The organism is Zoogloea oleivorans (assembly GCF_008107625.1).
GTDB classification, from domain to species: domain Bacteria; phylum Pseudomonadota; class Gammaproteobacteria; order Burkholderiales; family Rhodocyclaceae; genus Zoogloea; species Zoogloea oleivorans.
The window spans coordinates 1-21619 of sequence record NZ_SDKK01000008.1 but is presented as its reverse complement, the minus strand read 5'-3'; the positions used below and the strand labels follow the sequence as shown (position 1 = coordinate 21619).

Sequence of the window (21619 nt, the reverse complement as noted above, 5' to 3'; positions counted from 1 at the left end):
CGCGGTTTTGCTCGGGCGTGATCTTTCCTCTGCACGAGAAACTGAAGTCACACGACTCCGTGGCACGTCTGCATGAACTCGAGAAGAGTCAGTACCTGCCCAGGCCGCAGATCGAAGCCATCCAGACGCAACACCTGAAGGATTTCCTCACCGATATCGGAACCCACGTTCCGTATTTTCGCGATCTGTTCAAGCAATTGGGGTTCGATCCGGCAAGCTGCCGCAGCGCAGAGGATCTGCAGCGTCTCCCTTTCATGAACAAGTCGGTCATCCGTGAAAACGTGGATGCCCTGAAAGCGGATGATGCCGGTCCGCTGAGCCGCTACAACACCGGTGGTTCAAGCGGCGAGCCGCTCATTTTCTATATCGGCAAGGCCCGCAAGAGTCACGATGTGGCTTCCAAGTGGCGCGCCACCCGCTGGTCGAATGTGGATATCGGCGATCCTGAAATTGTCTTGTGGGGCTCGCCGATCGAGCTTGGCGCCCAGGATCGGGTCAAGGCGATTCGTGACCGCCTGCTGCGCTCGTGGTTGCTGCCGGCCTTTCAGATGTCGGACGACAAGGTGCGTGAAATGCTGGCGCAGATCAGGGCGGTGCGCCCGAAGATGCTCTTCGGCTACCCCTCGGCACTGGCCCACATCGCCGAAAAGGCGCGTGCGTGGAACATCCCGATGAACGATCTGGGCATCAAGGTGGCCTTCGTTACCTCGGAAATGTTGTACGACCACCAGAAGCAGTCCATTTCAGAGATATTCGGCTGCCCCGTGGCCAACGGTTACGGGGCCCGCGACGCGGGTTTCATTGCCCACCAGTGTTCGCACGGCCGTCTGCATATTTCTGCCGAAGACATCGTCGTGGAAACCATCGATGCCGATGGGAAGCCGGTTGGCCCTGGCAAGCCGGGGGAGATCGTCATCACCCATACGGCGACGCGCGACTTTCCCTTCGTGCGCTATCGCACTGGTGATGTGGGTGTACTCGGCACCGAAGAGTGCAGCTGCGGCATCAAGCTGCCGGTGCTGGCCGAGGTGCAGGGCCGCACGACCGATTTTGTAGTGGCGGCCGACGGTACGGTGATTCACGCCCTGGCTTTGATCTACACGGTGCGGGATCTTCCTGGCGTTCAACGCTTCAAGATCATCCAGCATAGCCTGGAGCGCACTGAAGTCATGGTGGTGGTCGATGAACGTTTCGGGGATGGCGAACGGCTACGCATCCGTCGTGACTTCGCCGCCCGGCTGGGTGAGCGTGTTCAGGTTGAAATTAACGAAGTGCCTGAAATTCCACGTGAAAAATCCGGCAAGAATCGTTATGTTGTCAGCCACGTAAAACGCTGAACAGCGGCTCTCGCGGGATTCCCGCAATCGCAGAGGAACAGATGGCATCACTCAACAGGACTGTGTCGCTGGCCACAGAAGGAATCGCTTCGCTGGTCAGCGGCAACAGCAAACGCCTCACCGTGCTGATCTTTCACCGCGTACTGCCCGGGCCGGACCCGCTGGCACCCGGTGAAATGTACGCAGAGCGCTTCGATGCGCTGGTGGGGATGCTCGTCCGGCTGTTCAACGTGCTTCCCATGGATGAAGCACTGGCTCGCTGGAAGAAGGGAAGCCTGCCCGCCAGGGCGCTGGCCATTACCTTCGACGATGGGTATGCCGACAACTTCACCATCGCCTGTCCGATTCTCGTCAAGCATGGCGTCAAGGCGACTTTCTTCGTCGCCAGCGGTTTTCTCAACGGTGGAATCATGTGGAACGACGTCGCCCGGGAAGCGCTGCGCGCCTACAAGGGTGATGAAATTGACCTGGAATGGCTGGATCTGGGGACGCGATCCGTCGTGACAGACCATGAGCGCCAGGTTCTGGTCGAGGAGCTCCTCCTCAAGCTCAAGTACCGCTCTCTGGAAGGCCGGAGTGAGGCCCTGGCAAGAATCCTGGATGAAACCGGCGTCGTCATCCCCAAGGATTTGATGCTGTCGACGGCCCAGTTGAGAGGCCTGCGGGATGCGGGCATGGAGGTCGGCGGACATACTTCCAGCCATCCGATCCTCGCGGTATTGCCAGATGCCGAAGCGCGTCGGCAGATCGCTGACGACCGTGCGCGCCTGAGCGAGCTGCTGGGGCAGGCTCCGCGTTTCTTTGCCTATCCCAACGGGCGGCCGGACAACGATTACAAGGCGGGGCACGCCGACATTGTTCGCGACCTAGGCTATGAAGCCGCCTTCACCACGTCCTTCGGGTCGGTGGGGCCGGAGTCGGGGGTGTTCGAACTGCCGCGCTTCACACCCTGGGACAAGCCGCTTTGGCGCTTTTCCCTGCGCCTGGCCCACAATTATTTCAGGGGCCATTCTCGCCAACTGCTTCCAGGCAGCGTTGCCCCGTGAGTCGCCGGCTGACGCTGATGTATATGTTTTTAATGAATCTCTGCGCCTTCGCAGGGGGTAGTCGTGCGTGATTTACTGCTGATTGTGATTTTGCTCGGAACGCTGCCTTTTGCGTTCAAGCACACCTATGTGGCTGTCCTCCTGTGGACCTGGGTCAGCATCATGAACCCCCACAAGCTGGCCTACGGCTTTGCGAACGATGCGCCGTTTGCGCTGGTTGCCGCCGTTACTGCGCTGGTTTCGCTGATCGCCACAAAGGACAAGCTCAAGCTCCCCAAGGAAACGCCGGTCACGGTGCTGATTCTTTTCGTCATATGGATGGCGATCACCACGGCGGCGTCCTTTTATCCTGATGAGTCTTTCATGCAGCTCAAGAAGGTCATCAAGATTCAATTGATGACCCTGGTTGCCCTTGCTGCACTGCAGGAGCGTCGGCACATTGAGCTTTTCATCTGGGTTAACGTTCTGTCCATCGGCTTCTATGGGCTAAAGGGCGGGATTTTCACGATCATGACCGGTGGCAGTTATCGGGTATGGGGGCCACCAGGCGGATTCATTGAAGGGAATAACGAGATCGCCGTGGCGCTCATCATGTCGATTCCCTTCATGAATTACCTGCGTCTCATCGTGACCCATAAATGGGTGAAAATCGGCCTCACCGCCATGATGGTTCTGACCGCCATTGCTGCACTGGGTACGCAGTCTCGCGGAGCCTTGCTGGCGCTTGTGGCGATGATGGCCGTGCTGTGGGTACGCTCCGACAAGAAGATGGTGATGGGCGTTACGCTGGTGATGGTCGGCATGCTTCTGCTGGCACTCATGCCTTCCTCTTGGGAAGAGCGGATGCACACCATCAAGGAGTATGAAGAAGATGGCTCGGCGATGGGGCGCATCAACGCCTGGTGGCTGGCTTTCAATATCGCCAACAGGCGCATTACCGGTGCCGGGTTCGAGGCCTACACGCCGGAAACCTTCGCCGCCTTCGCACCGAATCCTGCAGATATTCACGTTGCGCACAGTATTTACTTCTCGGTGCTCGGAGAGCATGGTTATATCGGTTTGATTCTGTTCCTTCTCGTTTGGGTTCATACCCTTCGGGTCGCAGGGAAGATTCGGACCAAAACGCGTAACCGCAAGGATCTGGAGTGGCTCTTCCATCTTGCCGGAATGTCACAGGTGGCGCTTGTGGGCTACGCGGTTGGCGGCGCATTCCTCAGCCTGGCCTATTTCGATTTACCCTACAACATTATGGTCATCGTGGTGGTTGCCCATCGATGGTTGCTGGAAAAAAGCGTGAACAGCGAAGCGCAGGATCCAGGGAGCGTGGCGGAGGCCGGTGACCCTGCGGTGGCGGTCAAGGTCCGGACTTTGCCGTCCTGATTGTGGCTCCGCGCAGGATTGGGAGATCAAGTCGCCAGTACGGTATTCTTCCCTTCAGGGAAAATACATCAAGTTTTTTCACGTCATGGCGACCAGCGTCGCTGGATTGCGGAATTTGGGGTTAGGTCGATATGAGTCGTCGCATTCTGTGTCTTGGCTTTCTTTTTGGCGCCATGCTTTCAAGTCCGGGTTGGGCTGACGAGTTGCCGTTTCAGTGCGGCCCGTTGAGTAATGCTTATGGCCCCTACGACTACCGGACTGATCTGAGCAAGCTGAATATTGTCGAGATCGCTCACTTCACCTCAGATGTCGAGAATCTTCGCAAGGGTGTGCAGTCGGTCAGGCCTGGTCCCGATCTCAACTACACGCTCCGGGCTTTTCCCAATCACCACCGGGCTCTGATGTCGATTGTCAGATTGGGCGCCAGGGATAAGTCGGACAAGCCAGCCACCGGATATACAGTGGAATGCTTTCTGATGCGCGCCGAGGCATTCCGGCCGGATGATCCGATGGTAAAGCTCATTTACGGAATACATCTGCTCAATCAGGGAAAAAGCAAGCTGGCGCTGGTGAAGCTTGATGACGCTCGGGAATTGCCCCTGGAAAGTCCCAATTTTTTCTACAACCTGGGGCTTGCCTATTTTTCGGCGGGGCATTACGACAGAGCGCTGACGAGTGCTCACAAAGCGTATGCGCTGGGCTTCCCCCTTCCCGGCTTGCGTGACAAACTCAAGCGGGCTGGAAAGTGGAAGGATCCGGAGCCCGTCCTGAGTGACGAGGGTGAGAGCAAGGAAGTCGAGCCACCCAAGGCAGAGAAGCCGTCGCTTTAGTCCATCTTGCCTGCCTGTACAGGCAGGCGGTTTTGGATTAGGATGCGAATACAGTTTTTTGTACCTAACGGCGGCGAAAGTCGCCGTTTCGCCTTTCTGGCGCTTGCCGTACGAGGGTGGCGCCAGCGGGGCGAACAACGAAACAAGGTTGCTCGATGTCTCACTTGATGAACACTTACGGTCGGCTCCCGGTGGCATTCAGCCACGGTGAAGGCTCCTGGTTGTACGATCTGTCCGGAAAGCGTTATCTCGACGCCCTGGCCGGAATCGCCGTGTCGACGCTCGGTCACAATCATCCCCGCCTGGTCCGCGCCATCTCCGAGCAGGCTGCCCGGGTCATTCACACTTCCAACCTTTACGGCATTCCGAACCAGGAGGCCTTGTCGGACAAGCTTGCCTCGGTCTCGGCGATGGATGAAGTGTTTTTCTGCAATTCCGGTTGCGAGGCCAACGAAGCCGCCATCAAGCTGGCAAGGCTTTACGGTCACGGGCGTGGTATTGCCGAGCCGTGCATCATCGTGATGGACCAGTCCTTTCACGGCCGTACGCTGGCGACGCTTTCCGCAACGGGCAACAAGAAGGTCCAGATTGGCTTCGGGCCTCTGGTCGGCGGCTTCCTTCGCGCTCCCTTTGACGATCTGGCAGCGGTTGAGCAACTTGCGGCTGGCCGGACGAACATCGTTGCCATTCTCGTCGAACCCGTCCAGGGTGAAGGCGGCATCCACATTGCCCAGCAGGAATACCTGCAGGCGCTGCGCAAGCTGTGCGACGAGCGTGAGTGGCTCCTGATGTTCGACGAGGTGCAATGCGGCATCGCGCGTACCGGCAAGTGGTTTGGTCACCAGCATGCCGGTGTGAAGCCGGATGTCATGTCGCTGGCCAAGGGCCTTGGCTCTGGCGTACCCATCGGCGCCTGCCTGGCTGCCGGAAAAGCCGCTGGTGTTTTCAAGCCTGGCAATCATGGCTCGACCTTTGGCGGCAATCCCCTGGCCTGTGCCGCAGCCCTGACTACACTGGCTGTCATTGAGGAGGATGATTTGCTCGGCAATGCCACCGCAATTGGCCAGGCCATTTGCAGTGGTTTTGCAAAAGCCCTTGAGGGCGTCGCTGGGGTGGTGGATATCCGTGGTGCCGGATTGATGATCGGTATCGAGCTGGATCGTCCATGCAGCGTCCTGGTGGCGCGGGCTCTCGACGCGGGCTACCTGATCAACGTCACGGCCGACAAGGTCATCCGGCTTCTGCCTCCGCTGAATTTCAGCGACGCGGACGCGGCGACGCTGGTCGAGGGGCTGACCCCGCTGATCAAGGAATTTCTTGCAGCACAATAACGAAGAACGAGTGCCATGAACGCACCGAGACACTACCTACAGTTCAAAGATTTTTCGCGCGCCGAGTACGACTACCTTTTTGCCCGCACCCGCTGGATAAAGGACAAGTTCAAGCGCTACGAGCCCCATCATCCACTGTTCGACCGAACGCTGGTGATGATCTTCGAGAAGGCCAGCACGCGTACGCGCCTGTCCTTCGAGGCGGGCATGCAGCAACTCGGCGGCTCGGCCATCTACTTGAATACCCGCGACTCCCAGCTGGGGCGGGGGGAACCAGTGGAAGATGCGGCTCAGGTGATTTCGCGAATGAGCGATATCGTGATGATCCGCACCTTCGAGCAGTCGATCATCGAGCGCTTCGCGGAGTATTCCCGCGTGCCGGTGATCAATGGCCTGACCAACGAATATCACCCCTGCCAGATCCTCGCTGACATCTTCACCTTCATCGAGCATCGTGGTCCGATTCAGGGCAAGACCGTGGCCTGGGTTGGCGATTCGAACAACGTCTGCAACACCTGGCTGCAGGCGGCCGAAGTGCTGGACTTCCAGGTGCGTGTCTCCACGCCGCCGGGTTACGAGGTTGAGCCTGAAAGGGCAGGCCTTTACGGTACCGGTCATTTCGCGCACTTTGACGACCCGATGGAAGCGTGCCGCGGCGCCGATCTGGTGACCACCGATGTGTGGACCAGCATGGGCTTCGAGGCCGAGAACGAAGAGCGGATGCGGGATTTTGCCGACTGGCAGGTGGACGAGGACATGATGAAAATCGCCAATCCTGGCGCTGTTTTCATGCATTGTCTGCCGGCTCATCGTGGCGAGGAAGTGTCTGCGGAAGTCATAGACGGACCCCAGTCAGTCGTATGGGACGAGGCGGAAAATCGCCTGCACGCGCAGAAGGCGCTAATGGATTATCTCTTGATCGGCAAGGTCGAGGGTGACTGCGCTTGAAGCAGTCGATTGTTTCAAGACTCATTTACTAAATTGCGGAAGCGGGACATGAGCGACGTAAAGAAGGTTGTGCTTGCCTATTCGGGCGGGCTGGATACATCGGTGATCCTCAAATGGTTGCAGGACACCTATCAATGTGAAGTGGTGACTTTCACTGCCGACCTGGGGCAGGGCGAAGAGCTCGAGCCGGCTCGCGCGAAGGCGCTGCAGTTCGGCATCAAGCCGGAAAACATTTTCATCGACGACCTGCGCGAGGAGTTTGTCCGTGATTTCGTCTTCCCGATGTTCCGCGGCAATACGGTTTACGAAGGCGAATACCTGCTCGGCACCTCCATCGCCCGTCCGCTGATTGCCAAGCGCCAGATCGAGATTGCCCGTGCTACCGGGGCAGAAGCGGTGTCCCACGGTGCGACCGGCAAGGGTAACGACCAGGTTCGTTTCGAGCTCGGCTACTACGCGCTGATGCCCAACGTGAAGGTCATCGCTCCGTGGCGCGAGTGGGATCTGCTGTCCCGCGAGAAGCTGCTGGCCTATGCCGAAAAGAACGGCATTCCCATCGAGATGAAGCACAAGCAGGGTGGCTCCCCGTATTCGATGGACGCCAACCTGCTGCACATCTCCTTCGAAGGTCGTCACCTGGAGAACCCGGCTGCCGAAGCCGAGGAGTCCATGTGGCGCTGGACGGTGTCGCCCGAAGCCGCACCGGATGCGGCCGAGTATCTGGACCTGGAGTTCGAGAAGGGTGATCTCGTCTCGATCAACGGCACCAGGATGAAGGCGCACGAACTGCTGGCCAAGCTGAACGAGCTGGGCGGCAAGCACGGCATCGGCCGCCTGGATCTGGTCGAAAACCGCTATGTGGGCATGAAGTCCCGCGGCTGCTACGAGACCCCGGGTGGAACAATCCTGTTGCGTGCGCACCGGGCCATCGAGTCCATCACCCTTGACCGGGAAGTCGCCCATTTGAAGGACGACCTGATGCCCCGTTACGCCAGCATGATCTACACGGGTTACTGGTGGTCGCCGGAACGTCTGGCCTTGCAGGCGCTGATCGACAACACCCAGCAAACCGTGAACGGCTGGGTTCGCGTCAAGCTCTACAAGGGTAACGTGATCGTCGTCGCTCGCGATTCCAAGACGGATTCCCTGTTCGATCCGACCATCGCTACCTTCGAAGATGACCAGGGCGCTTACAATCAGAAGGATGCTCACGGCTTCATTCGCCTGAACGCGCTGCGCATGCGCATCGCAGCCAACGCGAAAACCAAGCGGGGCTGATAGCAAAGCATGGATCCCACCGCGCCTTTGCTGTTCGGGCTGACTGTCGCAGAGTTTGAGGATATTTCCCTCAAGGTCTGCGTTGGGGGACTGATCGCTTACATGATTTTCATCATCGGCCATCTCGCTTGGGAGTCCAAGTCGGGAAAATATGGTGCGATATGGATGTTTGTGGGGCTCGGTGTGGGCTTCATCGGTTTTATCGCCAAGTCGCTGATTCAAAAGCTGCTTGGTATTGAATAATTTTTGACTTGAACTGAAAAATGACTCAATCCGCTCAATTCGACGCCGTATCGGTTGTCAAGAAAGCCAACGTCTACTTCGACGGCAAGTGCGTGAGCCACTCCATCGTGCTGGCTGACGGGGTCAAGAAGTCTGTCGGCGTGATCCTGCCCTCGACGTTGACCTTTAATACTGGTGTTCCCGAGATCATGGAAGGCGTGGCAGGTAGCTGCCGTGTGCGTCTCAAGGGGGAAACCGAATGGAAAACTTACGGTGCTGGTGAGTCCTTCAATGTTCCGGGCAACTCCAGTTTCGATATCGAAGTGGCGGGCGATGCCTACCACTACGTTTGCCACTTCGCCTGAGAGGGAACCAGACCATGCCGTCGTTCGACATTACGTCAGAAGTCGATATGGTTGCGCTGCGCAATGCAGTTGATGGCACCAATCGAAAAATCTCCGGTCGTTACGACTTCAAGGGTTCCGATGCGCGCGTCGAGCAGGCCGAGAAGTTGCTGACCCTGTTTGGCGACAACGACTTCCAGCTCGAGCAGATGCTTGCCCTCCTGCTGCCCGAGATGACCGCCAAGAAAATCGATGTGCGTTGTCTTGATCATGGCGACATACAAAAGGTGGGCGGCAACAAGGTCAAGCAAGAGCTCAAGGTTCGTGTTGGTATCGAGCAGGATGAGTCCAAGAGGATCGTCAAGCTCATCAAGGACAGCAAGCTCAAGGTGCAGGCCAGCATTCAGGGCGAAGCCGTGCGGGTCAGCGGTGCCAAGCGTGACCTCCTGCAAGACTGTATCGCCCTGGTCCGCAAGGAAATCACCGACTATCCTTTGCAGTATGGAAATTTCAGGGATTGAGCAATGAATCTCTCGTCGGTCGTATCCACTTCGCAGGTCCAGATGCAGGATCCGGTAGCGGTCACGATGCTGCGAAAGTCTCTTGATCAGCAGCAGGCCAATGCTGCGCAGTTGATCGCCTCGCTACCGCCGCCGGTGCAGGCCGCTGTTGATCCAGCGGCAACCACTGGGCGAAATGTCGATACATTTGCGTAAATGGTGCATTGCTTCAAACTAAAGACCAGTCTTCGGACTGGTCTTTAGTTTTTGTCTTCAGTCTTGTACCAGGCCTTTGATCCATTGGGCGTACACGCGTTCAGCGGCGGCATTGAGCGCACCGAGACGCGCTTCCAGGCGGGTTTCCATTTGCTCCGCTTGCTGGACGGTGGGGAGGGAGCCACAGGCCTCGATTTCCCCGGCCCCGCTCAGACACCATTCGCGAATCATCTGCGCAGTCATTTCCACGTGGCATTGCATGCCGAGATGCTTGCCAAGGGCGAAAGCCTGATTCTTGCAAGCCTGGCTGGCGAGCAGTCGCGTTGCACCTTCGGGAATGGAGAAGGTCTCGCCATGCCAGTGAAAACTCTCAAAGTCCGTCGTGTCGCCAAACCACTGCTGGGCCATGGGAGAGTCCACGACAGACACCGCCAGCCAGCCGATCTCCTTCACCGGGTTTTGCGTCACAACGCCCCCGAGTGCCTTGCTCATCAATTGACCGCCGAGGCAATGACCAATCACCGGCCTGTTTGAAGCCATCATCCAGCGGATCAGATCGAGTACGGGCGGAATCCAGGGCAGGTCATCATTGACGCTCATGGGTCCGCCCATCAGGGCCAGACCGGAAAACCGGTCCGGCCTGACGGGGACCGGATCGCCGGCGTCGATACGGATCAACTCCCACGGCTGCGAGTGGCGTTCGAGGAATGTGGCAAAATGACCTGGACCCTCAGTAAGGCTATGGCGAATGATTGCTACCGGTTTCATGAAGAAGTCCCGTGTTGTCCCTTGGCTTCAGTGTAGCGGGGCGCTGATGCTATGCCTAGCGATCCCGGCCAAAGCCACAGATGTGGCACTGGCTGGCGTTTTTCCGGGCAAGGCTTTGGTGGTTATCAACGGAGGACCCCCTCGTACGGTGGCGGTGGGAACCAGAACGCAGGAAGGCGTTCGAATTCTTGCCGTGGATGCAGAGAGTGCGGCCGTCGATTTTGACGGGCGTAGTCACAGGCTTTTTGTCGGGCAGCAGGCGCTGAATATCGCTGGTTCCGGCAAGGCGCCGACGGTGAGTGTGCATGCGGACAGCAGCGGACAGTTCAACACGACCGGTATGATCAACGGTGCGCCGATGCGCTTCATCGTCGACACCGGGGCTAGCTTCGTGTCTCTCGGGCGTGGTGATGCATTAAGGGCCGGCATTGATTTCACGAAAGGTGAGCCTGCCATGATGCAGACTGCCAACGGCGTTGTCCGGGCCTGGAAAGTGCGTCTGGACAGTGTGCGTGTCGGAGATGTCACCCTGCGCAATATTGAGGGCATCGTCCATGGTTCCGACATGCCCTTCGCCCTGCTGGGCATGAGTTTTCTCAATCGCATGGAAATGCGTCGTGACGGTATGACCTTGCAACTGCACCAACGCTATTGAGCAGAACAATTGATGAAACCAGTCACTTTAGCGCCTCGTTCAACTGCCATCGACAGGCTCCGGGCATGCTTTTCCTCAGGCTTTCCGGCCCAGTCGCCGGTGGAGGAGGGCGTGCCATCCGGTCCTCTCACGCCTGCTGCGGTATTGTTTCCCATCGTCCTGCGCGATCCTGAGCCCACTGTATTGCTGACTCGTCGTACGGATCATCTGCATCATCATCCCGGGCAGGTCAGTTTTCCGGGAGGGCGTGTCGAGGAGCAGGATACTTCCCCCATCGATACGGCCTTGCGGGAGACGGAAGAGGAGATCAGCCTCCATCGCAGGCACATCGAACTGCTCGGCTGCCTTCCCCTGTATCGGACAGGAACAGGCTTTGAGGTCACTCCGGTCATTGGTCTCGTTACGCCACCCTTCGAGCTCGTGCCGGACTCTTTCGAAGTCGCTGAAGTCTTTGAGGTTCCCCTCGCCTTCCTCCTCGATCCGGCCAATCATCAGACCCATACGATTGAAGTACGAGGGCAACTCCGTCAGTACTATGCGATGCCCTATGGCGATCACTTCATCTGGGGTGCAACAGCCGGGATGATCGTCAGCCTTCAGCGATTCGTGTCGCGCTGAGTGAACAGCGTTTGTATTGTGTCCGTTTGGTGGTATCTTGAGACATCCCCGATAGGCCTGAACCATGAGGGCTCTCCAAGGCCCCCCGCCGCATGACCCTGTTTTCGCTGATAGTCGCACTGCTCATCGAGCAACTTCGCCCACTACCCGTAGAGCGTTTTGTTCAGGCGCCGCTGAAGGCTTTTTCCCGTTTTCTCGAAGATCGCTTCAATGACGGCGAAGCTCGTCATGGCGCCGTCGCCTGGTGGGTCGCGATTCTCACCGCCTGTTTCGCCTCTGCGCTGATCTACTTCATTCTCTGGCACGTGCACCCGGCTCTTGCCTTGGTGTTTAACGTGCTCGTCCTCTATCTGACGATGGGTTTTCGCCAGGTCAGCCATTTTTTCACCGATATACAACTGGCTCTCCGGATGGGCGAGTTGCCCCGTGCGCGCCAGCTGATCAGTGAATGGCGCGGTCGCTCCCATGACGACTCCGGCTCCAGTGAGGTCGCGCGCCTGGCGATTGAGGAAGCACTGCTTTCTGCCCATCGCAATGTATTTGGCGTCGCTTTCTGGTTCATACTTTTTCCGGGTCCAAGTGGCGCGGTCTTTTACCGTTTGTCACGCTTTTTTGATGAAGAGTGGGGGCGTCGCCAGGGAGCCGCAGATTTTGGAGACTTCGGTGATTTTGCCCAAAGGGTTTTCGCCATCATCGACTGGATTCCGGTACGTCTGACGGCCGCCGGTTTTTCGATTGTTGGCGACTTCGAAGATGGCATCTATTGCTGGCGCGCTCAGGCGAGTCAATGGAAGGACAAGGCTTCCGGTATACTACTTTCCAGTGGTGGCGGGGCCTTGGGGGTTCGGCTCGGTATGCCGATCCACGAATCGGGTGAAGTTGTTGAACGCCCCGAAATGGGCATTGGCGATGATGCGGATGCCGATTTCATGCAAAGCACTATCGGCCTGGTCTGGCGTACGCTGGTGCTGGTTTTCTTGCTGCTGGCACTGCTTGGTGTCGCAGGTTGGGTTGGTAATTAACCGTAGCAATTCAGAGGAGGAATTCAGATGGCTAGTCGTGAAGTAGTGGTTTTGAGCGCAGTACGTTCCGCTATCGGTGCCTTTGGCGGTGCATTGGCTGACTTCGATGCCAGCGAGCTCGCCGGCATCGTCATGAAGGAGTCGGTTGCCCGCTCCGGAGTGGATCCTCAGTTGATCAACTACATCACCGTTGGCAACTGTATGCCTACCGACGGACGCTATGCTTATGTTTCCCGCGTTGCTTCGATCCAGGCTGGTCTGCCGATGGAATCCGTGGCCATGCAGGTGAGCCGTCTGTGCTCCTCTGGCCTGCAAGGTATCGTGACTACCGCCCAGAACATCCTTCTGGGTGATGCTGACTACGGCATCGGCGGTGGCGTCGAAGTCATGTCCAAGGCCGCCTATCTGCTGCCCGCGCTGCGCAATGGTGCCCGTATGGGTGACACCAAGGCCATCGACAGCATGGTTGCCGTGCTGACCGATCCGTTCGGTATCGGTCACATGGGCATCACTGCCGAAAATCTGGCCGCCAAGCACGGCATCACCCGTGAAGAGCAGGACGCCTTTGCTGTTGAGTCCCAGCGTCGTGCCGCCATCGCTATCGATGAAGGTCGCTTCCAGTCCCAGATCGTTCCCATCGTCAAGCAAACCCGCAAGGGTGACGTGGTCTTCGATACCGACGAGCATCTGAAGCGCGGCACCACGATGGAATCCCTCGCCAAGATGAAGCCGGCCTTCAAGAAGGATGGTACCGTCACCGCGGGTAACGCTTCCGGCATCAATGACGGTGCGGCTTTCTTCGTGCTCGCTGATGGCACAACCGCAGTGAACGCCGGCTACAAGCCGATGGCTCGCCTGGTGTCCTATGCAGTTGCCGGTGTGCCCAACGACATCATGGGTGAAGGTCCGATCCCGGCTTCCCGCCTGGCGCTCAAGAAGGCTGGTCTGACGCTGGATCAAATGGATGTCATCGAGTCCAACGAGGCCTTCGCGGCTCAGGCTCTGTCCGTCTCCCGCGTGCTGGGCCTGGATCCGCTCAAGACCAACCCGAACGGCGGCGCCATTGCTCTTGGCCACCCGGTCGGTTGTTCCGGCGCCTTCATCGCCACCAAGGCCATTTATGAATTGCACCGTACTGGCGGCCGTTACGCGCTGGTGACGATGTGTATCGGTGGTGGTCAGGGTATCGCAACCATTTTCGAGCGCATCTAAATCGGTCTTTGCTGGATCGAAGCCCTGCCAGTTGGCGGGGCTTTTTCTTTGGGTGCGGCCAATATGGGGGGGCTCCTGCCGGGCGGGAGTTAAACGCGTCGGTGGCGCAACAGCCGCTGGGCGTAGGTGGGTAGCAGGCTATCTGACCGGTCCTATTTCGGTATCGCCCAAAAGCTGCAATAAAGTCAATAAAACACTTGCCAAGGGAATGGGATTTCCCATAAAATCCTTGGCTTCATTGCATTCCTTTCAGGATTACTAAAAGATGGCCAATTCGGCACAAGCCCGTAAGCGCGCCCGCCAAGCTGTCAAGGCTCGCGCCCTTAACATGAGTCTGCGTTCGCGCCTGCGTACTGCCATCAAGGCTGTTCGTAAAGCGGTTGATGGCGGCGACAAACAAGTCGCTCAGCAAGTTTTCGTCGCTTCCCAGCGCACGATCGACAGCATCGCTGACAAGAAAATCATTCACAAGAACAAGGCTGCACGCCACAAGAGCCGTCTGTCCTCCGCCATCAAGGCGATGGGCGCCGTGGCTGCCTGATTTTGAGCTTTCCAGCCTCTTCTCCTTTGCGGTGAGGTAGGTAGCAAAAATCTGAAAAGGGGTCGCCATGCGGCCCCTTTTTACGTCAACCCCGCCCCGTCTTCGTGATTGATCGAGCGCAAGGGGTGCTAGGGCGGCAGTTCCCTCCCTTGACATCCCTATTTTTAGCGCGTTATATAACCAATAAGTTATTTTCTCTTGGCTTGACTGAATGTGGCGTCAGCATTTGATATCGGGGTTTCCTGTTGGTTGATTTCCATAAAGAGGGGGCTGGTATGAATAAATCCGAATTGGTCGATCAAATTGCTGCTGAGGCTGACATCTCGAAAGCCGCTGCAGGTCGGGCGTTGGATGCTGCCGTAGCCGCAGTCAAGCTTGAGCTTAAGCAGGGTGGAAGTGTGACTCTGGTTGGGTTCGGTACTTTTCACGTTGGTAAGCGCGCAGCTCGAAGTGGTCGCAATCCGCGAACCGGAGCGGCTATCAAGATAGACTCTGCGAAAATTCCAAAATTTAGGCCTGGCAAAGCATTGAAAGATGCGCTAAACTGATTGCCTGTTTTGCTTGATCTTCGGCATTAAAGTGGGTGCTTAGCTCAGTTGGTAGAGCGTCGCCCTTACAAGGCGAATGTCGGCGGTTCGACCCCGTCAGCACCCACCAGCTTGATCAGCTAAAAAACAGTCTGGAGTGGTAGTTCAGTTGGTTAGAATACCGGCCTGTCACGCCGGGGGTCGCGGGTTCGAGTCCCGTCCACTCCGCCAAAAAAAGCTGCTTTTGAGCATGGCTCATCAGTGTTGGAAAAGGCCACGAAAGTGGCCTTTTTTGTTTTTCTCCCGCCTTCGGCTGATTCGGGTCGGCTTGGCCAGTCGGGGCTTGTCCCATGCTCTTCCTGCATGTAGACTCAAAAAATCTCTGCAATGTGATGCATGAAAGTCAGCCCCACGCAAAGAATCAGCACACATGAAATCGCCCCTGCATTTCTCGCAGGGTATTGTGTCGTGATGCCGCCAGCTAGTTGTCAGAGGCGAACGAGAGTTCGCCTCTTTGCGTTTTTCAACCCGAAGATCACTTGCCGTTAGTAGCAACTGAGGATTCAGCATGTTCGACGCCGTACGCAACAACAAGAAAATCGTCCAGGTTTTCCTGCTTCTGATCACGCTTCCTTTTGCATTCTGGGGCGTTGACTCCTATGTCAAGAACGCCGGAGGAGAGGGCGATCTGGCTTCCGTCGGGGGGACTCCCATCAAGGCGGCAGAGTTTCAGCAAGCCTTGCAGGAGCAGCAGGAGCGCATGCGGGCAGCCATGGGGGCCAATTTCAATCCGGCCATGATGAATACTCCCGAGGCGCGCAAGGCGGTGCTCGACAATCTGGTGAATCAGCGCTTGCTTGCCCTGGACGCCAGCAAGATGCGACTCAGCGTATCCGATCAGCGTGTCCGGGAGACGATCGCCGGTATTCAGGCTTTCCAGGAAAACGGTCAGTTTTCCTTGCCCCGTTATGAAGCGGCTCTCACCGCTCAGGGGATGAGCCAGGCTGTATTCGAGAGTCGTCTGAGGAAGGATCTGGCCTTGCAGCAAGTTCTCGGGGCTGTCGCTGAAGGCGTCATGGTTTCCGGGACGTCGGCGGAGCGTGTCTATGCGGTGCAACTGGAGGAGCGGACAGTCAGCGAAGTTCGTCTCGCCGCTCCACAATATGCGTCGGCAGTTAAGCTCACCGATGGTGCTGCCAAGGCATTCTACGAAGCGAATCGCAAGCGGTTCGAGTTGCCTGCTCAGTTGCGCGCCGAATACATTGTTCTCAGTCAGGAAGGTGTGGCATCTCAACTGGTCGTGAGTGATGCGGATATCCGCAAGGAATACGATGCTCACCCGAAACGGTTCCGCCAGGGCGAGGAGCGCCGCGCAAGCCATATCCTGATTCAGGCTGACAAGGGGGCTTCTGAAACAGTGCTCAAAGCGGCCCGTGAGAAAATCGACGGCCTGCTGAAACAAGTCAAGGCCAATCCGGCTGATTTCGCAAAGCTGGCCAAGGAAAACTCTCAGGATCCCGGCTCGGCCGAAAAGGGGGGGGATCTCGGTTTCTTTGCCCGTGGCGCGATGGTCAAGCCGTTTGAAGACAGCGCATTCAGCTTGGCCAAGGAGGGGGAGATTTCCGACGTCGTGCAGTCTGATTTCGGCTTCCATATCATCCGTCTGACCGGCGTGAAGGGCGAGAAGGTTCGTCCGTTCGATGAGGTTAAGGCGGAAATTGCTGCGGAACTCAAGCGCACAGAGTCCGCGAAGAAATTTGCCGAGCTGGTAGAAGGTTTCACCAATACGGTTTATGAGCAGGCAGATAGCCTGAAGCCGGCGGCCGACAAGTTCAAGCTGCAGACGCAGACTTCCGAATGGATCGGACGTGAGGGCAAGGTTCAGCAGCCTCTCAACAACGAGAAGCTCATTGCGGCCCTGTTCTCTGATGATGCAGTCAAGAACAAGCGCAATACCGACGCGGTTGAGGTTGGCAAAGGCTTGCTGGTGTCTGCGCGGGTGGTCGAGTTCAAGCCGGCGGCAATTCGTCCGTTTGACGAGGTGAAGGCGGATATCGAAAAGTCTTTGACGACTGCGGAAGCCGTCAAGCTGGCAGAGAAGGATGGTCAGGCCAAACTGGCAGGGCTCAACAAGGGTGATGCGCTTGAGCTGAGCTGGAGTGCCTCCCAGGTCATGCAGCGCGCCGACCGGGGACTGCCGGCAGAAGTGGGTCGTGCCGTCTTTCGTGCGCCCAGTGCCAAGCTGCCAGCGTATACCGGTGTTCAGATTCCAGGTGCGGGCTTCGTGATTTTCCGTATCGAGAAGGTTAGCCGTCCGGCGGTCAATGAAGCGGACCCCCGTTTCAAGGCGATCAAGCAGCAGTACGCCCGGGTGCTGGCCGAGCAGGACTTTGGGGCTTACGTTGCTTCCTTGCGCAAGCGCTACGAGGTCAAGGTGAACGCTGCTGCTCTGGAAGTGCCGAAAGACAAATAAGCGGCAACCTGGTGTGGTCAGCCCTAGCGTTGGCAAGGCGGGTAGCAGCCCAAGAGGCCCCCGTCACGTAGTACGGGTTGCTGACGGATGCGGATCCAACGTGAATTTTGGTGGCGTGGGCGCTGTATTTTTCTCCTTCTCTCGATGAGGGTCCCTGAGGTGGCAGTGGCCAGGCATGTTTACCTGCAGCGCTCCATCAGGCCTGCTTGGCAGATGAGCGGATTCATGCAGTAGAATCCGCCCATGCACCGCATCCTAGCCATCCTCCTCATGCTGCTCGTTCCGCTCCAGTTTGCCTGGGCGGCGGCCGAGAGCGTCGACGGTCACTGGGGGGAGGATGTGGTGGCCCTGGGCTTTCACGTTCATGACACGGATCATGATCACCAGCACGAATCCGATCCTGACAGCGATCATGACGGGCTGTTCGGGCTGAACCAGATCCCTGATCACGGTGATCATGGTGAGGACGGACATCATGACGGCGGGCACTATCACCCCCTGTTCAGCACGCTGATCATCAATCCCGATCTGAATCTCGGCGACCCTCCGCCCGGTGTTCGCCCTGTCCGGCCACCTGCCGCCTTTACGTCTCACATCCCCCCGCTGTTCGACTGGCCTCCATCGGTTCTGCTGTAGAACCGGCAGGCCCGTTTTCTCCAGGCTGCTTCGCGCAGCCGTCGCCTTTCATCGCCTGCCGGTGACCTCGACCCTGTCATTTCGTCACGAGGAATCCGATGCGACACCTGCTATGCATGGTTTCGCTCGCGCTGCCGCTGGCTGCGTGGGCACAGACCAATACGCCCCAATCTGCACCCCAATATCGCTCGCTGACCGAGGCTGATGCCGTTCGCCTTGGCCTTGCACGGAGCGATCTCTCCAGCCTTGAACGTGGAAGCGTTGAGGTGGCCGAGGCGGATGCCCTGGCCGCCGGCCTTCCGCCCAATCCCACGCTGGGCTACAGCCGTGATGGCGGTCGGCGTGGCGCCGATGCCACCGAGCAGACCTGGCTGATTGCCCAAACCTTCGATGTGTCCGGGCGTCGCGGACTGCGCCGGGAAGCCGCCGGTGTGCGTGTGGATGTGGCCAGCGTCGGTAACGCCCAGCGTCGCAAGGAGATTGCCGCCGAAATCCGTTACCGCTTCCACGAAGTGCTCCTCAAGCAGGAGACCATCAGTTCGACCGAGGCCTGGACCCGGCGTTTCGCGCGCGTCGAGGGCATCGTCGACAAGCTGGCCCGTAGTGGCGAAGCCTCCGGCTATGACCGCCGTCGTCTTGCCCGCGAGCGCCAGACCGCCCAGGCGCGTCTCAGTGTCGAGCAGGCCGATCTCGAACGGGCACACGAACGTCTGGCTGCCCTGATCGGCATGCCCGGCGTGCCTCTCGCACCCGTCAGCGGCGTGCTGCCTCCGGCAGGCTTACCTGCCCTTGACCAGGCTCTGGGGGGACTTGAACGGAGGCCGGATCTGCAGGCCCTTGCCCGGCGTGCCGAAGCGGCCGATCTCGACGGCCGGGCTGCCTCCCGTGGCTGGGTGCCGGATATCACCGTTGGCGTCGGCCCCAAGTACACGGATAACGGCGTCGGCCGGGACACGTCGACCGTCGTCACCCTCTCTATTCCCCTGCCGGTCTTCGATCGCCAGCAGGCCGGTGCGCGCAGGGCGATAGCCGATGCACTCAGCGCTCGCTCGGAATACGCCTTGATTCGTGCCCGCGCGGAAGGCGATCTGCGTGGCCTGCACCGCCAGGTCGAGCGTCTGAGCACCGCCGTGGCTGATTACCGCACGCGTGCCGTCGCTGGCTCGGCAGAGCTGCTGCGCATCGCCGAGGCCGCCTACCAGGGCGGTGAGTCCACCCTGCTGGAACTTCTCGACGCCTATCGCGGCGCCCTGGATGCCGAAATCACCGCCCTCGATCTGGAATGGAAAGCCCGCCAGGCCCGCATCGAATACGACCTGTTGACCGGGAGTGTCACCGAATGAACAAGACCCTGATAGCCACTTTGCTGGTATCGACCTTTGCCGTCCTGAGCCTGTCAGCCTGCAGCGACCATGGCCACGAACATGCCGCCGACGGCCGCCATTCACCGGCAGCCGGGCATGGGCATGACCACGGCCCTGGCGGCGAGAAGATCACCCACTTCACCGACAAGACCGAGTTGTTCGTGGAGTTTCCCCGCCTCGTTGTCGGCGAGAAGTCGGCCTTCGCTGCCCACCTGACCCAACTGGCCGACTTCAAGGCCCTGGCCACGGGCACAGTGAGCGTGATTCTCTCCGGTGGTGGCCAGCCGGATGAAGTCTTTTCCACCCGCGCGCCAACCCAGCCGGGCATCTTCAGGCCGGAAGCCGAGCCCAGGCTTGCCGGACAGCGAGAACTCGACATTGAGGTGGTCACCGCAGACTTCACCGTTCGCCATCGCCTCGGCCCCGTCACGATCTACCCTGACCGGAAGAGCGCCGATGCGCTTGCCGCGGAGCACGATGAGGGCGGCATCGGTTTCACCAAGGAACAGCAGTGGAAAGTGGATTTCGCCACGACCGAAGTGATCCGGCATGCGATCCGTCCCGCGATCGCCGCCACCGGCACGCTGCGTGCCCGACCGGATGGCGAAGCCCTGCTGACGGCGCCGATGTCCGGCCAGGTGCAGCCTTCCGGCACTTTTCCGCACCTTGGACAGGTCGTGAAGAAGGGTGACATCCTCGCCTACCTTTCACCGCGCCTGGGCGGCGACACTGATCTGGCATCGCTCCAGGCCAATGCCCGCAAGGCCGGGGTGGCGCTTGATCTGAGCGCACGTGAACGTGCCCGCATGGAAGAGCTCTTCAAGGATGAGGCTGTGCCCGAGAAGCGCGTTCTCACCGCCCGCGCCGCTGAAGCGTCGGCACGGGCCGAGCTCGACGCCGCACAAGGGCGCCTTGGCCAGTACGGAGGGAGCGCCGGCGGGGTACCCCTGCGTGCTCCGGCTTCCGGGATCATTGCCGATGTACGTGTGTCGCCGGGCGCCTTTGCTCAGGAAGGCAGCTTGCTTTTTCACATCGTTGATCGCCGCATGCTGTGGCTGGAACTGCGGGTTTCCGAGTCGGAATCGGCCCGGCTCGCTGCGCCGAGTGGTGCCAGCTTCCGGGTGGAAGGCATCGAGAAGAGTTTCGACATCGTGCCGGGCAGGAATGGCCGCCTGATCGCCACGGGTGGGGCCATCGATACGGCGACCCGCACGGTGCCGGTCCTTTTCGAGTTCCCCCTGCCAGATGAACGCTTGCGTGTCGGCATGGCGGTGAAAGCGGAGGTCTACTCCGGCGCAGCCCGCGAAGTGATCGCTGTTCCGGGCTCGGCGGTGATCGACGAGAGTGGCGTCCCCCATGTGTTTGTAATGACCGGCGGAGAATCCTTCGAGCGTCGCCCGGTACGGGTGGGCACCCGCGAAGGTGACTGGGTGGAAATCGTCGAAGGCCTTGAGCCCGGCCAACGGGTGGTGTCGCGAGGCGCCTATCTGGTCAAGCTTGCCGCCACCAAGACTGGTGAAATCGGCCACGGCCATGCGCACTGACAGGGCACGATCATGATCGGACACATCATTGCGTGGTCGCTCCGCAACAAGCTTTTTGTCGTACTGGCCGGCGTATTGCTGCTGGCCTGGGGGGGCTGGCAGGCTGCCCGCACACCGGTGGACGTTTTTCCGGATCTCACCGCACCGGCGGTAACGGTCGTCACCGAGGCGCACGGCATGGCGCCGACGGACGTGGAGAACCTGGTCACCTTTCCCATCGAAACCGCACTCAACGGTGCCCCCGGTGTGCGTCGGGTACGCTCGGCCACCAAGATCGGCCTGTCGGTGGTGACCGTGGAGTTCGAGTGGGGCACCGACCTCTACCGGGCCCGCCAGGTGGTGGCCGAACGCCTGCAACTGGCCCGTGCCACCTTGCCGCCGGATATCCCAGCGCCGGCGATGACGCCTGCCGCATCGATCATGGGGGAGATCCTTTTCATTGCATTGGTCTCCGACAAACACAATGGTCTGGTCCTGAAGAACGTCGCAGAGCAGGTGCTCAAGCGGCGGATTCTGGCCGTCCCTGGGGTCGCTGAAGTGCTGCCTATCGGTGGTGACACCCAGCAGTTCCAGGTGACGGTGAAGCCCGAACGTCTGGCCGCCTACAAGCTGACGCTCGACGAAGTGGTACTGGCGCTACGCGAGTCCAACCAGAACGCCTCAGCCGGCTTCTACGTGGAGGCGGGCCAGGAGTACCTGATCCAGGGCCAGGGCCGGATTGTCGTGCTGGACGATATTGCGGAAACGGTCATTACCGTCCGCGATGGGCAGCCGGTCTTGATCCGTCACGTCGCCGAAGTCGGCATCGGGGCTGCGCCAAAGCGTGG

23 protein-coding genes and 2 tRNA genes are annotated in these 21619 nt (G+C 59.1%); 24 read left to right on the top strand and 1 reads right to left on the bottom strand.

Translation table 11 applies throughout. The features are described 5' to 3' along the window. Positions 1 to 59: 59 nt before the first annotated feature. From ETQ85_RS09590 to ETQ85_RS09540, 11 genes are all read left to right on the top strand, one after another. Entirely contained in the window at positions 60 to 1337 is a 1278-nt protein-coding gene (locus ETQ85_RS09590; protein ID WP_342781953.1) for a phenylacetate--CoA ligase family protein, read from the top strand. A 41-nt stretch (positions 1338 to 1378) separates the two neighbouring features. After that, the gene (locus ETQ85_RS09585; RefSeq protein ID WP_148578834.1) at positions 1379 to 2383 is read left to right on the top strand and encodes a polysaccharide deacetylase family protein; all 1005 of its coding nucleotides are present in this window, start codon (positions 1379 to 1381) and stop codon (positions 2381 to 2383) included. 63 nt (positions 2384 to 2446) lie between these two features. After that, positions 2447 to 3763, top strand: coding sequence for a putative O-glycosylation ligase, exosortase A system-associated (locus ETQ85_RS09580; protein WP_148578833.1), 1317 nt, complete (start codon positions 2447 to 2449; stop codon positions 3761 to 3763). Positions 3764 to 3894: 131 nt separating this feature from the next. Beyond that, the gene (locus tag ETQ85_RS09575) at positions 3895 to 4593 is read left to right on the top strand and encodes a hypothetical protein (protein ID WP_148578832.1); all 699 of its coding nucleotides are present in this window, start codon (positions 3895 to 3897) and stop codon (positions 4591 to 4593) included. A gap of 155 nt (positions 4594 to 4748) precedes the next feature. Continuing rightward, positions 4749 to 5924: an aspartate aminotransferase family protein gene (locus ETQ85_RS09570; protein ID WP_148578831.1), complete on the top strand. Its 1176-nt coding sequence runs from the start codon at positions 4749 to 4751 to the stop codon at positions 5922 to 5924. Between the two features lie 15 nt (positions 5925 to 5939). Next, positions 5940 to 6872, top strand: coding sequence for an ornithine carbamoyltransferase (gene argF / locus ETQ85_RS09565; RefSeq protein ID WP_148578830.1), 933 nt, complete (start codon positions 5940 to 5942; stop codon positions 6870 to 6872). Positions 6873 to 6920: 48 nt separating this feature from the next. Then, positions 6921 to 8150, top strand: coding sequence for an argininosuccinate synthase (locus ETQ85_RS09560; protein WP_148578829.1), 1230 nt, complete (start codon positions 6921 to 6923; stop codon positions 8148 to 8150). A gap of 9 nt (positions 8151 to 8159) precedes the next feature. Continuing rightward, entirely contained in the window at positions 8160 to 8393 is a 234-nt protein-coding gene (locus ETQ85_RS09555; protein WP_148578828.1) for a DUF2788 domain-containing protein, read from the top strand. Positions 8394 to 8413: 20 nt separating this feature from the next. Continuing rightward, entirely contained in the window at positions 8414 to 8737 is a 324-nt protein-coding gene (ppnP, locus tag ETQ85_RS09550; RefSeq protein ID WP_148578827.1) for a pyrimidine/purine nucleoside phosphorylase, read from the top strand. A 14-nt stretch (positions 8738 to 8751) separates the two neighbouring features. Continuing rightward, positions 8752 to 9237, top strand: a complete 486-nt coding sequence (locus ETQ85_RS09545; protein WP_148578826.1) for a YajQ family cyclic di-GMP-binding protein — start codon at positions 8752 to 8754, stop codon at positions 9235 to 9237. 3 nt (positions 9238 to 9240) lie between these two features. Next, a complete protein-coding gene (locus ETQ85_RS09540; RefSeq protein WP_148578825.1) occupies positions 9241 to 9432 on the top strand; it encodes a putative motility protein in 192 nt (63 codons plus the stop codon). Between the two features lie 57 nt (positions 9433 to 9489). Here the strand turns inward: ETQ85_RS09540 and ETQ85_RS09535 are convergent, their stop codons facing one another. After that, a complete protein-coding gene (locus tag ETQ85_RS09535; protein WP_148578824.1) occupies positions 9490 to 10200 on the bottom strand; it encodes a type 1 glutamine amidotransferase in 711 nt (236 codons plus the stop codon). Between ETQ85_RS09535 and ETQ85_RS09530 the strand changes: the two genes are divergently transcribed. The 13 genes from ETQ85_RS09530 to ETQ85_RS09470 all read left to right on the top strand — a co-directional run. Next, a complete protein-coding gene (locus ETQ85_RS09530; protein WP_246128711.1) occupies positions 10181 to 10855 on the top strand; it encodes a retropepsin-like aspartic protease family protein in 675 nt (224 codons plus the stop codon). The two genes, ETQ85_RS09535 and ETQ85_RS09530, sit on opposite strands and share 20 nt — an antisense overlap. 9 nt (positions 10856 to 10864) lie before the next feature. Continuing rightward, positions 10865 to 11473: a CoA pyrophosphatase gene (locus ETQ85_RS09525; RefSeq protein ID WP_407058364.1), complete on the top strand. Its 609-nt coding sequence runs from the start codon at positions 10865 to 10867 to the stop codon at positions 11471 to 11473. 92 nt (positions 11474 to 11565) lie between these two features. Then, a complete protein-coding gene (locus ETQ85_RS09520; RefSeq protein WP_148578823.1) occupies positions 11566 to 12495 on the top strand; it encodes a CobD/CbiB family protein in 930 nt (309 codons plus the stop codon). Between the two features lie 27 nt (positions 12496 to 12522). Further along, positions 12523 to 13707 (top strand): acetyl-CoA C-acyltransferase family protein, encoded by a 1185-nt coding sequence (locus tag ETQ85_RS09515; RefSeq protein ID WP_148578822.1) that lies wholly within the window; start codon positions 12523 to 12525, stop codon positions 13705 to 13707. Positions 13708 to 13972: 265 nt separating this feature from the next. Next, entirely contained in the window at positions 13973 to 14248 is a 276-nt protein-coding gene (rpsT, locus tag ETQ85_RS09510) for a 30S ribosomal protein S20 (RefSeq protein ID WP_148578821.1), read from the top strand. A gap of 275 nt (positions 14249 to 14523) precedes the next feature. Then, positions 14524 to 14796 (top strand): HU family DNA-binding protein, encoded by a 273-nt coding sequence (locus tag ETQ85_RS09505; protein ID WP_148578820.1) that lies wholly within the window; start codon positions 14524 to 14526, stop codon positions 14794 to 14796. A 33-nt stretch (positions 14797 to 14829) separates the two neighbouring features. Then, positions 14830 to 14905 (top strand) — tRNA-Val (locus ETQ85_RS09500). Positions 14906 to 14929: 24 nt separating this feature from the next. Then, positions 14930 to 15006, top strand: a tRNA-Asp gene (locus tag ETQ85_RS09495). 337 nt (positions 15007 to 15343) lie between these two features. Continuing rightward, the gene (locus ETQ85_RS09490; protein WP_148578819.1) at positions 15344 to 17248 is read left to right on the top strand and encodes a SurA N-terminal domain-containing protein; all 1905 of its coding nucleotides are present in this window, start codon (positions 15344 to 15346) and stop codon (positions 17246 to 17248) included. A gap of 243 nt (positions 17249 to 17491) precedes the next feature. After that, complete coding sequence (locus ETQ85_RS09485) at positions 17492 to 17884, top strand: hypothetical protein (RefSeq protein ID WP_148578818.1); 393 nt, start codon at positions 17492 to 17494, stop codon at positions 17882 to 17884. Positions 17885 to 17982: 98 nt separating this feature from the next. Then, complete coding sequence (locus ETQ85_RS09480) at positions 17983 to 19227, top strand: TolC family protein (protein WP_148578817.1); 1245 nt, start codon at positions 17983 to 17985, stop codon at positions 19225 to 19227. Further along, positions 19224 to 20792, top strand: coding sequence for an efflux RND transporter periplasmic adaptor subunit (locus tag ETQ85_RS09475; protein ID WP_187394658.1), 1569 nt, complete (start codon positions 19224 to 19226; stop codon positions 20790 to 20792). The genes ETQ85_RS09480 and ETQ85_RS09475 overlap by 4 nt, the downstream gene beginning before the upstream one ends. Before the next feature lie 12 nt (positions 20793 to 20804). Continuing rightward, positions 20805 to 21619: efflux RND transporter permease subunit (locus ETQ85_RS09470; RefSeq protein WP_148578815.1), on the top strand; the 815-nt coding region annotated here is incomplete at its 3' end.